General features: G+C 43.5%; 9 protein-coding genes and 1 pseudogene. 6 read left to right on the top strand and 4 right to left on the bottom strand.

Features of this window, described 5'->3' with window-relative positions; genetic code table 11:
* Window positions 1-264 precede the first annotated feature (264 nt).
* From bluB to AB4653_RS01360, 3 genes and pseudogenes are all read left to right on the top strand, one after another.
* Window positions 265-922 (top strand): annotated as a pseudogene (bluB, locus tag AB4653_RS01370) (5,6-dimethylbenzimidazole synthase).
* A gap of 132 nt (window positions 923-1,054) precedes the next feature.
* Entirely contained in the window at window positions 1,055-2,710 is a 1,656-nt protein-coding gene (locus tag AB4653_RS01365) for an ABC transporter substrate-binding protein (protein WP_102258181.1), read from the top strand.
* Between the two features lie 197 nt (window positions 2,711-2,907).
* Window positions 2,908-4,374, top strand: coding sequence for a hypothetical protein (locus tag AB4653_RS01360; protein WP_017099784.1), 1,467 nt, complete (start codon window positions 2,908-2,910; stop codon window positions 4,372-4,374).
* Window positions 4,375-4,493: 119 nt separating this feature from the next.
* Here the strand turns inward: AB4653_RS01360 and AB4653_RS01355 are convergent, their stop codons facing one another.
* Entirely contained in the window at window positions 4,494-6,125 is a 1,632-nt protein-coding gene (locus tag AB4653_RS01355; RefSeq protein WP_102258180.1) for an NAD(P)/FAD-dependent oxidoreductase, read from the bottom strand.
* A gap of 254 nt (window positions 6,126-6,379) precedes the next feature.
* Between AB4653_RS01355 and fdxA the strand changes: the two genes are divergently transcribed.
* A complete protein-coding gene (fdxA, locus tag AB4653_RS01350; protein WP_009844780.1) occupies window positions 6,380-6,703 on the top strand; it encodes a ferredoxin FdxA in 324 nt (107 codons plus the stop codon).
* A gap of 97 nt (window positions 6,704-6,800) precedes the next feature.
* Here fdxA and AB4653_RS01345 read toward each other — a convergent pair whose 3' ends face one another.
* From AB4653_RS01345 to AB4653_RS01335, 3 genes are all read right to left on the bottom strand, one after another.
* Complete coding sequence (locus AB4653_RS01345; RefSeq protein ID WP_009844781.1) at window positions 6,801-7,535, bottom strand: RNA methyltransferase; 735 nt, start codon at window positions 7,533-7,535, stop codon at window positions 6,801-6,803.
* 191 nt (window positions 7,536-7,726) lie between these two features.
* Complete coding sequence (locus tag AB4653_RS01340) at window positions 7,727-8,779, bottom strand: aldo/keto reductase (RefSeq protein ID WP_102258179.1); 1,053 nt, start codon at window positions 8,777-8,779, stop codon at window positions 7,727-7,729.
* 348 nt (window positions 8,780-9,127) lie between these two features.
* Entirely contained in the window at window positions 9,128-9,274 is a 147-nt protein-coding gene (locus AB4653_RS01335; protein ID WP_009844784.1) for a hypothetical protein, read from the bottom strand.
* A 349-nt stretch (window positions 9,275-9,623) separates the two neighbouring features.
* Here AB4653_RS01335 and pepT point away from each other — a divergent pair, with 349 nt between their 5' ends.
* On the top strand, window positions 9,624-10,856 hold the full coding sequence (gene pepT, locus AB4653_RS01330; protein WP_102258178.1) for a peptidase T: 1,233 nt from the start codon (window positions 9,624-9,626) through the stop codon (window positions 10,854-10,856).
* A gap of 76 nt (window positions 10,857-10,932) precedes the next feature.
* The gene (locus tag AB4653_RS01325; protein WP_017099789.1) at window positions 10,933-11,400 is read left to right on the top strand and encodes a DM13 domain-containing protein; all 468 of its coding nucleotides are present in this window, start codon (window positions 10,933-10,935) and stop codon (window positions 11,398-11,400) included.
* Window positions 11,401-11,493 lie beyond the last annotated feature (93 nt).

Below are 11,493 nucleotides of genomic sequence, written 5' to 3'. Positions count from 1 at the left end.
CTTTGATGTGTAGCTAGCCTACATGAGAAGCCGATAACGTAGTAGAAATGACCAGCAAACGCTGCCCGAAGGGTTCGGCTAAAAGCGTTTTACTCTTTGTTGAGGGAGATTTGCTTAGAATGACTAGGCTACTTCCCCCTCGCCGCGATTAAAACGCTTTTATCTCGAACAAAATTTAACCACGAAAGGTCAACACGCCCTAGCAACATACACACTTTAGTTGGATAATACTGGCTCAATAAGACGACGATAAGACAGGGATGTATGGAAATTACGCCGAATGAACGCGATGCAGTATATAAAACGATTTTTTCTCGCCGAGATGTTCGTGGTCAGTTTCTTCCTGATGAGATCCCAGAAGACGTTTTGATGCGTGTGCTAACCGCAGCGCACCATGCTCCCAGTGTTGGATTTATGCAGCCTTGGGACTTTGTCGTTGTCCGTGATATCGAAACCAAACAACAAATCAAAGCCGGTTTTAATCAGGCTCATGCAGAATCCGCGGAAATGTTCACCGATGAAAAACAAGCGATGTATAAGCGCCTAAAGCTTGAAGGTATTGTTGAATCGCCTATCGGTATCTGTGTGACTTGCGATCGCAACCGAACCGGAAAGGTCGTGTTAGGTAGAACCATCAAACAAGAGATGGATCTGTACAGCACCGTGTGTGCGGTTCAAAACTTATGGCTGGCAGCTAGAGCCGAAAACCTAGGCTTAGGGTGGGTGAGTATCATGCACGACTCAACACTACGAGACGCATTAGATATACCAGAAAACATCGATATTGTGGCGTACCTGTGCATTGGTTACGTTGACCACTATCAAAGATAAGCCAGAACTTGAAACCATGGGTTGGTTACCAAGAAGAGACGTGAATTCAGCGATTCATGAAGGTAAGTGGAGCCCTAGTAAAACGGAGTGATTAAAGGCTTTTTTATCTAATTTATTGATATTTAAAGCCAAAACTTGTTATAGATATTTCAGTGTAAAGTTGAATTTATAAATTCATACTGATATTAATGACATTTGACATACAGCTTTAGTCTGGAATTCAATGAACGACGCTAACTTACGTAGACTTCAACAACTTATTGCAAAGTATGAAATAGGTGAAGAGTATCATCTAACGATCGATGATCTCGAACACTCGCTATCGACTTCTCGCAGAAACACTTCGATCATTCTTAAATGCTTATCGGAATATCGCTGGATTTGTTGGATTCCGTCTAAAGGGAGAGGGAAGCTTAGCCAATTTAGAATTTTGGTCAGCTTTCCCGAAGCATTAGAACAAGTGTTAGCGCTTCAGTTAGAACAGGGGGGCTTTAATGTTATTCCCCGTCTTCTAGAAAGCTATGGTGATGCGGCAATAAAGGCACTGACGCTAGCGACTGAAAAACATAGTCTGTTCAATCAACAACATGACCATTTACTGATCACTCAATATCCGTGGGTCGATAACCTTGAGCCAGCCAAAACATACCGAACTGGTGAACATCACATCTTAAGAAGCCTCTACAATACGCTACTCGTCCAAGATCATGATGGAAATCCCCAAGCGAGCCTCGCGCACCATTGGAAGATGGAAGGGCGCTTTCTGCATTTTTGGTTGAGACCGAATGTGTTATTCCATGACGGTGAAACTTTAACGGCCAAAGATGTTGCTCAATGTTTGTTGCAGCTAAAAAATATTGAAGGTCCGGTACAGTCTTTATTTGATCAGGTCAGTGATGTTCAAGTGGTGGGTGATAAACAACTGACTATTGAGCTGACATACGCAAACCCAATGTTTCTCCATGCTTTGACTAGTCCACACGCGTCTATTTATCGTCGTAAGCGTACCTATTTTTCGAGTGGCCGCAGTGCCTATATCGGAACAGGACCTTTCTCATTGGATGATTGGAGCGAAGAGCGCTTGGTTCTTAAACGTCACCGAGGTTACTTTGCTCAAAATGCCTTGTTAGAACAAATAACGCTTACCGACATAGAAGGTTTAAATGACCACACTCTGAGTTTTAATCAATCTGGCGTCGCTGAAGAAACCACCATCAATGCACTTTCGTATCTTGCGGTTAATCGTAGAGAAAAATCAGGTATAACCCCTGAAGAACTCGACAGGCTGGTATCGTTTATTAAGTCCAGTAGTAAAGAGTTCGATGCTGATATGGTGGCCGATGACTTGTCTTTCTCGCTTAGCGAACTAGCGTCCAGTAATCCAATTCCTAATTTGACGGGCACTGTTGTCCTAACACGACCTAGAATGACGATTCCTTTACTTCAAGAGATGGCTGATTGGCTACAACAAACTATTGTAAAGACAGGTGTTGCTATTGAAGTTGTTGAGCTTCCCAACATCAGTGACCCTAGCTCCATGAGTGAGTCGGCAGACTTGTTATTCATTGAAGAAGTTATCGAACAGCCAGCCGATTATGGCCTTTACGATTGGCTACTTGCTTCATCTGGGCTTAGATTCATTTTCAACAGTTCTGAGATGAAGGCGCATTGCGAGAGAGTTAGAGCCGCTGTGAGTGGCGAGAACCTAATGAGCGACTTGAAAGAGATTGAAGATTCGTTTTATCAACAGAAGTTACTTTGTCCGTTATTTCACGGTAAAGAGAAGGTTTTTAATAGTGTTGAGGTTCATGGCGTAGAGGTTAACCAAACCGGTTATAGTGATTTTTATAAGCTTTGGATAACTTCGAGCGAGAAGTAGTTAGTCCATTTTTACTCCATTTACCCATTTTTTAGTTTCTGTTCAAAATGAAAACATGCACGAATCGGCTAGCACTCTTTCATGTTTCTTTTGAATACCAATCGTTATTATGGCTGGTCATGACTATCACAGTCATTCTCGGTCATCCCCCCAATGGCAACCCTACTTATTAATGTATTTTATTAGGATCTCATCGAATGAAACTTAAGCTTATTTCTATCGCACTTATAGCTGGTGGTCTTGCTGCTTGTGGCGGGGGGGGAGGCGGTGGTAGCAGCAGTACAAGTGCTCCCGCTCCTCAAACAAAAACCTTACAAGGTGTTGCCATTGACGGGTATATTTCCGGTGCAACCGCGTTTCTAGACATCAATTATAATGGTGTATTGGATGAGGGAGAGCCAAGTAGTATCACGGACGATGAAGGCAGTTATCAATTGTCTTTAACTGGTTCTAACTCTGACTGTATGGACTATGCCCCAATTGTAGTGAATGTTCCGGTTGGTGCTATTGATGCGGATAGCCCTAACTCGCCGATTACTGAACCTTATCAATTGGTCTTCCCACCAGTAATGACAGTGAGTTCTGACCAAGAAATTAAATCTACTACGCCACTTACTACCGTTTTATGGAATCAGATCCAAGCCGACCTATATAAAGGTGGTTTAAACAGTTGTTCCGCTTTGAAGCAAGCTGTAAACACTCAAAATAGCATTATCCAAAATGTTAAGGAACATGATTTCCGAATTGCGAATCGATATAACATTGCAGTGAAAGACTTGTATGGCGACTTCGTCAAAGCCCAAAACACTGAGCTTTATGAATTAGCGCAGAAAATGATGCCAGCCATTAAAAAGTCGTATCAAGAGACTAAAGATATTCAAAAAGAAAACCCCAAAGCTCAGCAAGCCTATGTTGATTATTATTGGGAGCATTGGGACTATTCTAAAAAGAACGAAATTAATAAGTGGTATAAAGTTAAAACAGTGATGACCGCTGACAAGCTGATTGTTATTGAACATGAAGTGTCAGCTGATCTACAAACAGAACTAGAATTAAATAAGCACATTGAGCGTAATAGCCAGAAGAAAAATGGTTTGGAATATGACAAGGAAGCTTGGTTTTCATTGAGCAGTGATGGAACGCAGCACTCGTGTTCAGTTCAGGAAACAATTAAACAACAGGTGCAACCCAATTCACTAACCACCTTTGGTGTAAAGAATAGTGGTTGGTCTCAACAGCCTGATTGGGAAAGCTGTTCCACTCAAAGTGTGGGTAATGGATTTAGCCAAACTTTAACGTCAGATGTTGTTGGTGATTATAAAGACCAGTTTACTCAAACTCAGGTGAAGTACCATTATGGTTCAAATGCTCCTTACCCTGAGTGGGTCAATTTAGGTGATACTTTATCTAATATCTCACGAAGCGACTTTGATGTATTAAACTATCTATCAGTTGATTTCAATGAGAACACTGCACACGGTTCAGATAGTTGGACTCGTCATAAATATGCGCACATTGAAAATACACCTTTTGATTATACTCAGACGATAACGTCTAAAGATTCTCAAGGTAACTGGACTAGAGGTTATTATTACCAGAATGGGACAAGTCTGTTTGAGTGTTCAAATGATGGTGTGAACTGGTCAAAAAACACTTGTAAGTAAAGCCCGTCGATACCGAGTAAATCTAGATAATCCGTATGCAATAAAAAATCCAGTGTCTACAAGACACTGGATTTTTAGTTTTGGTTAATCGCAATTTAGCTTTGCTTTATCGAAAGTGCCTAAGCGATCTCAATTTTCTCAGCTTGGTTTTGTTCAGCCATTGATATCGCTAGCGCTTCCGCAGCCTTAATACCATCGATACCAGCAGATAGGATACCACCAGCGTAGCCTGCGCCTTCACCAGCCGGGAAGAAGCCCTTAAGGTTGATGCTTTGGAAGTCTTTGCCACGTTTGATGCAGACAGGAGAAGACGTACGCGTCTCAACACCCGTTAGCAGGCCGTCTGGCGTAGAGAAGCCTTTGATCTTCTTCTCGAACGCTGGGATTGCTTCACGAATTGCTTCGATAGCAAAATCAGGCAGTGCTTTTGAAATATCAGTTAGGTGGATACCTGGTGTGAATGATGGTTTTACTTCACCGATCTCACTTGGATCGCGACCTTTCAGGAAGTCACCGATTTTCTGTGCAGGGGCGTCGTAGTTCTCGCCACCTAGAACATAAGCGGCACTTTCTAATTCACGTTGTAAACGGATACCTGCTAGTGCATCACCTGGGTAATCTCGCTCTGGGTCGATACCCACAACGATGGCACTGTTTGCGTTGCGCTCTGCACGTGAGTATTGGCTCATGCCGTTGGTTACTACGCGGCCTTCTTCAGAAGTCGCGGCAACCACAGTACCACCCGGGCACATACAGAAGCTGTATACAGTGCGGCCATTCTTACAGTGGTGTACTAATTTGTAGTCCGCTGCACCTAAGATAGGATTACCTGCGTTTTTACCGAAGCGAGCTTCATCGATCATCGCTTGCTTATGTTCGATACGGAAACCAACAGAAAAAGGCTTAGCTTCCATGTAAACGCCACGTTCGTGCAGCATTTCAAACGTATCACGAGCACTATGGCCAACAGCCAGTACAACGTGGCGAGATTTGATCTCTTCACCGTTAGAAAGCGTCAAGCCAGTGATTTGACCGTCTTCCATGTGAACGTCATCAACGCGAGTGCTGAAGCGGATTTCGCCACCTAGCTCAATGATAGAAGCACGCATCTTCTCGATCATGGTAACCAGTTTAAAGGTACCGATGTGTGGCTTACTTACGTATAGAATTTCTTCTGGTGCGCCAGCAGCTACGAATTCTTCGATTACCTTACGGCCGTAGTGCTTTGGATCTTTAACTTGGCTGTAAAGCTTACCGTCAGAGAATGTACCTGCGCCGCCTTCACCAAACTGTACGTTTGATTCAGTGTTCAGAGTACGCTTACGCCAGAAACCAAAGGTGTCTTTCGTACGTTCACGAACTTCTTTGCCACGCTCAACGATGATTGGATTGAAACCCATTTGAGCAAGCACTAGGCCAGCGAATAAACCACAAGGGCCAAAACCGATAACGACAGGGCGCTCAGTTTGGTTCTCAACCGCTTTAGCCACGAATTTGTACTCCATGTCGGGAGTCACTTTTACGTGCGGGTCGCTAATGAATTGCTCTAACAACTCAGCTTCGTTTTCAACGAGAACATCAAGCGTGTAGATAAGTAAGATTTTTGATTTCTTACGAGCATCGTAGCCACGTTTAAAGATATTAAAAGAAAGTACCTGATCAGAATTAATGCCAAGCTTCGCTTCAATAGCAGCTTGAATGGCTGATTCTTCGTGGTCTAGAGGGAGTTTAATTTCGGTTAAACGTATCATTTCGATGTCTCGTCTTTATAGGTGTCTTAGCTAGACCGCTTCTAAACGCAGAGTTTGATGAAAACGCTGATGTTGAAAGAAGCGATAAGCTCACAATGGCGCGCATTTTACGAGAAATTGATTTATCTGTCATACTAATTTGGAAACATGGAGCAAATAGACACGATATTAGAGCCGTATGATGTTGAATTTTGCCTTGGGATGAGTATTATCCTCCATTCTTCAATTTTGACTAACTTATAGAGCAGAGCATCATGGCATTTGTCGTAGGCGATAACTGTATTCAATGTAAATACACAGACTGTGTGGCGGTATGCCCCGCAGATGCGTTCCATGAAGGCCCGAATTTCATGGTAATCAACCCAATCGAATGCATTGATTGTGGTTTATGTGTACCTGAATGCGATGCTCAAGCGATCTTCCAAGAAGATGATCTGCCAGAAGATCAAAAGATCTTTATTGAAGTGAATGCCGAGCTTGCCGAAATCTGGCCGGTACAAACTGAAGTCAAAGCACCGATGGATGAAGCTGAAAAGTGGAATGGTGTCGCTGATAAGTTGGCAATGCTAGAAAAGTAATTGTTGAAAAGAACTCAAATAAAAAGGCGTACTGATTTAATCAATACGCCTTTTTTAATATCTGAGCAGTGTCGACTGGCTCGTTAGCTTATGAAATTTAGCTATGCTGACGACGCATGTTGTCGAGAATAATACCTGTCGCCATTGCTACGTTCAGAGACTCTGCGCCACCGAATGCTGGAATCGTAATCTTGTCTGTCACGAATTTAGCGGCGTGTTCACGAATACCGTGAGACTCACTGCCCATCAGTAAAATACCGTTGGCAGTAAATTCCGTCTTATGAACACTTTCACCTTCTAAGAACGCTCCGTAAACAGGCAGGTTCGCTTGCTCTAAGTATTCAGGTAAGTCTGTTTGGCTTACGTGTACTCGGCCAAAGCTGCCCATGGTCGCGCTGATCGTTTTCGGGTTGTATGGGTCTGCACAATCGCTGCTCGCAACGATATGCTTAATGCCATACCAGTCTGCTACGCGAATAATCGTACCTAGGTTGCCCGGATCAGATACACCATCCAGTGCAATCATTAACCCAGTAGCTTTTGGTAATTCAAACGTTGGGATCTCAACAACAGCAATCGCCGCATTGTTACTCACCAAAGTACTCGCTTTGGTTAGGTCATCAAGCGAGGCTTCAACACAATCAAACTCAAACAGTGACGCGTGATTTTCAGATAAGAAATCAGCCGTAGCAAAGACGTTCTTTACGACTAAGTCACTATTGAACAGCTCAAGTACGTTTTTTTCACCTTGAACTAGAAACAGGCCGTGGGCTTTACGTTGTTTCTTTTGGCCCAAAGCACGAAGGAGTTTTAATTGGTTTTTTGAAATCATGTTTTTATCCTAGATATAAGCCCGCGCATTATAGAGCAAAGGTTGGATAACCAAAAGCGTGATAACTCAATGCGATCCACTAAAAAGCAAAAGCAACCCACTTAAAAAAGAAAAGCGCACTAAATAGCGCGCTCTTATCTGATTTAATCATCTAACATTAAGCTGAACTCAAGATTAGCTGACCTGTATGATTAATATGGGGCAGGGTAGCGCTTAAACACTGTGTTGATATCGGTAAGGATCTCTTCTGACAACGGTTTGCTGAACGCTGCTACGTTCTCTTTCAGTTGTTCCATAGTGGTTGCGCCAATAATAGTGGAGGTGACACCATCAACTTGATTACACCACGCTAATGCTAGTTGGCTCGGTGTAAACCCGTGAGCGTTCGCAACTTCGAAATATCCTTTTACGGCCTCATTGGCAGACTCAGTGTCGCGGAAAATACCTTTACGCTGCATGTACGTCCAACGGCTGCCTTCTGGTCTCGCACCATCAATGTATTTGCCACTCAGCATGCCCGCTGCTAACGGTGACCATGGTAGGTAGGCAACGTCTTCATGCACACAGTTTTCAATCAAATAAGGCCAGTCTTTCGCGTGCAGCAAGCTAAATTCATTCTGAATAGAGACCATTCGCGGTAAATCATGCTTCTCACTGAGCTTAAGGTAAGTGTTAATACCCCAAGTGGTGTCATCAGACAAACCAACATGACGGATTTTTCCGGCTTTAATGCAGCCCGCTAGTGCTTGGAGGATCTCTAGCATCTCCGCTTCATGCTGCTTTCGGTCGATATCACTGAATCGAATATGATTCGGGAAATGCTTGCCAAAGTGAGGCGTCGTTCGGTTTGGCCAATGCAGTTGGTAAAGGTCGATATAGTCCGTTTGTAAACGCGCTAGTGAAGCGTCAACCGCTGCAATTACAGCTTCCCCCGTGATTGGCCCGCCATCTCGAACCCAAGGCAATCCCGGACCTGCAATTTTGCTGGCGATGATGACTTCTTGGCGGCGCTGCGGATTGCGAGCTAACCAGTTACCTATGATTGCTTCCGTTTTACCGTAGGTGTCTGGAGACGGTGGTACTGCGTACATCTCTGCGGTATCGATAAAGTTAATACCTTGGCTTAGCGAGTATTCGATTTGTTGGTCAGCTTGTTGTTGCGTATTTTGCAGCCCCCAAGTCATGCTGCCAAGGCAGATTCGGGAAACGGGAATTTGACTACTTCCTAATTTTGAGTATTCCATTAAATTCGGGGTTCCTGTAGTGAGGCTCGTTAGTGCTCGCAGTGTGGATATTGAAAGAGGGCGAGTGAGGAATGAAAACGAATATAAATTATTAGCACAAAATGGCAACACAGGGTATGGCTTGGACAAGTTTAATGAATCATTTCTCATTGCAACAAATGAGTCTGCTTGATGATTGAGAAGCAACATACAAAAGACGCGATAGATAACAAGGTGTTAATAGATCAGGCGCCTGAATGAAGCTGCATTGGGATAGGAGAAAGATTCAGAGACAAAAGAGCTCTACATCAACGAGAAGTAGAGCTCTTTTTTAGGGGTTCTATAAACAAGTTCTGAGTATTGATTAAGTTACGAGGTCGCGTTGGTGTCAAAACCACCTTGAGATTGCGCCTGTCTTAGAGCTTCCTGCCTTTGAACTTCTTTCTCAGTTAATACTGGTTGAAGCGTTTCCTCAGAGGCTTGAGGAGAGAAAATGAAATATTTATTAATCGTCATAACTGTGTCTCCGTGTAACGTATGACAGATTCTGCATCAAGGATAAATTGTGATCATCATCTACTTTGTACTTTTTTTAGGCTGAGAGCGGAGGGCGTAGAATGCGTACAAAGCGATCGCTTATCATCCGTATGCAATGTTGAACTGACGAAACCCTCTGTTTTCAAGTATAGGAAGCGCATCTAATTTCGCACAACAATGATTTAGAGCAATTACATACATGGTCAGGGGCGTAAGATGAAAAGCCTCGCGACTGACTCTGCGTACGTATTTGTCTAAAAATACATCGCTTATCTATCTTAATAATTAGGTCAGTAAATCAATTACTTAATCCATGGTGAGATGAATTATGGAAAAGCTTGTAGAACGTTTCTTGAATTACGTTACTTTTGATACTAAATCCGATCCTTCTAATCAGCAATGCCCAAGTTCACCGGGTCAAATTACTTTTGCTGAAGCCTTAAAGTTAGAATTGGTTGCATTAGAGTTAGTTGATGTGTCTTTAGACGAAAATGGCTATTTGATGGCTAAACTGCCGTCGAATGTCGATTATCCAGTGCCTGCGATTGGCTTTGTGGCGCATATGGATACCGCTCCTGATGCTTCAGGAGCAAATGTGAAACCACAAGTGATTAAAGCTTACCAGGGTGGAACGATTGAATTAGGTGAAAGTGGCGAGAGTTTGAACCCAAGCCAATACCCAGACCTTGATTCTTTACATGGTCACGACCTTATTACGACTGACGGCACAACTCTGCTTGGTGCCGATAACAAAGCGGGCATCGCTGAGATCATCAGTGCGATTGCTTACCTGAAAGCGAATCCAGACATCAAACATGGCGACATCTGCATTTGTTTCACACCGGATGAAGAGATTGGCCGCGGTGCGAACCTGTTTGACGTTGAAAAATTTGGCGCCGAGTGGGCGTATACCATCGATGGTGGGCCAGTAGGGGAGTTGGAATTTGAGAACTTTAATGCCACGAGCGCTGATGTTATCTGTCATGGTGTGAACGTTCACCCAGGTACCGCCAAAGGTAAAATGGTGAACTCAATGAACATTGCAGCGCAATTCCAACTGATGATGCCTGCGCAAGAAACACCAGAGTGCACAGAAGGTTATGAAGGTTTTTACCACCTGAAGTCGGCTGAAATGGGGGTGGCTCGCTCTGAACTGGGATACATCATCCGTGATTTTGAACGTGAGGGTGTAGAAGCGCGTAAGGCATTCATGCAACAGAAAGTGGATGAGCTGAATGAGCGTCTTGAGAAAGGCCGTGTTGAGCTGGTGCTAACCGATAGCTACTTCAATATGAAAGAGATGGTTGAACCGCATCAACATATTATTGAATTAGCGAAGCAAGCGATGATTGAGTGCGATGTTGAGCCAATGATCAAGCCTATCCGAGGTGGTACAGACGGTGCTCGCTTATCTTTCATGGGGCTACCGTGTCCGAATATCTTTACTGGTGGCTACAACTTCCACGGTATTCACGAGTTCATTACCATTCAAGGTATGGAACAAGGGGTAGAAGTGATCGTGAAACTCTCTCAACGTACCGCTATTCACTATCAAAAATAGCCGCCTAAAACGCGATATCTCTTTGTATTTTTGAGAGTATTCATTAATACTCTCTTTAAGCATAAGGGAGTACGCGATGAAAAAGTTAGTTTTACTTTGCACCCACTTAGCCGTGGGTGCTTTTGGTTTTGGGCTTGGTGTCTACGCACTACCTATCTTGATTGAGCCTGATTCTCCTTCCTCAAGTTCTGTTGAAGCGATCAGTCAGCAGGCGATCTATACAGGTGAGTTCACCAAAGACCGACAAGACAGTGACTTTTTGCATTGGGGAGAGGGCATGGTCTCTGTCTCTGAAAGTGCGATAGCTTTTGAAGGTGAATTGGCGCCGGGGCCGGATTATAAGGTTTACCTATCACCTAAGTTTATTGAAACCGAACAGGCATTCAATGACAGCAAGAGTGAGTTACTGAGAGTCGGAGATGTAAAAACATTCGACCGATTTATGGTTAACCTCCCAGAAGGTACTGATCTTAATCGATTTAATACCGTTGTGATTTGGTGTGAAACTTTTGGCCAATTTATTACTTCTGCCAAGATAAAATGATAGCCTTACTAGGGCGTGTTGATCTTTCGAGCTGATTTTTGCAGCGAATTGCTGGGGATTTCTACAAGGCAGAGGCTTTGATGTGTAGCTAGC

The organism is Vibrio sp. 10N.222.48.A3 (assembly GCF_041475345.1).
Lineage (GTDB): Bacteria > Pseudomonadota > Gammaproteobacteria > Enterobacterales > Vibrionaceae > Vibrio > Vibrio tasmaniensis_A.
This window is presented reverse-complemented; position numbering and strand designations above follow the sequence as displayed.

Bases quoted from the DNA above. Each gene is read 5' to 3' on its own strand.
- AB4653_RS01365 (WP_102258181.1), top strand. From the start codon at position 1,055: ATGAACGACGCTAACTTACGTAGACTTCAACAACTTATTGCAAAGTAT.
- AB4653_RS01360 (WP_017099784.1), top strand. From the start codon at position 2,908: ATGAAACTTAAGCTTATTTCTATCGCACTTATAGCTGGTGGTCTTGCT.
- AB4653_RS01355 (WP_102258180.1), bottom strand. From the start codon at position 6,125: ATGATACGTTTAACCGAAATTAAACTCCCTCTAGACCACGAAGAATCA.
- fdxA (WP_009844780.1), top strand. From the start codon at position 6,380: ATGGCATTTGTCGTAGGCGATAACTGTATTCAATGTAAATACACAGAC.
- AB4653_RS01345 (WP_009844781.1), bottom strand. From the start codon at position 7,535: ATGATTTCAAAAAACCAATTAAAACTCCTTCGTGCTTTGGGCCAAAAG.
- AB4653_RS01340 (WP_102258179.1), bottom strand. From the start codon at position 8,779: ATGGAATACTCAAAATTAGGAAGTAGTCAAATTCCCGTTTCCCGAATC.
- AB4653_RS01335 (WP_009844784.1), bottom strand. From the start codon at position 9,274: ATGACGATTAATAAATATTTCATTTTCTCTCCTCAAGCCTCTGAGGAA.
- pepT (WP_102258178.1), top strand. From the start codon at position 9,624: ATGGAAAAGCTTGTAGAACGTTTCTTGAATTACGTTACTTTTGATACT.
- AB4653_RS01325 (WP_017099789.1), top strand. From the start codon at position 10,933: ATGAAAAAGTTAGTTTTACTTTGCACCCACTTAGCCGTGGGTGCTTTT.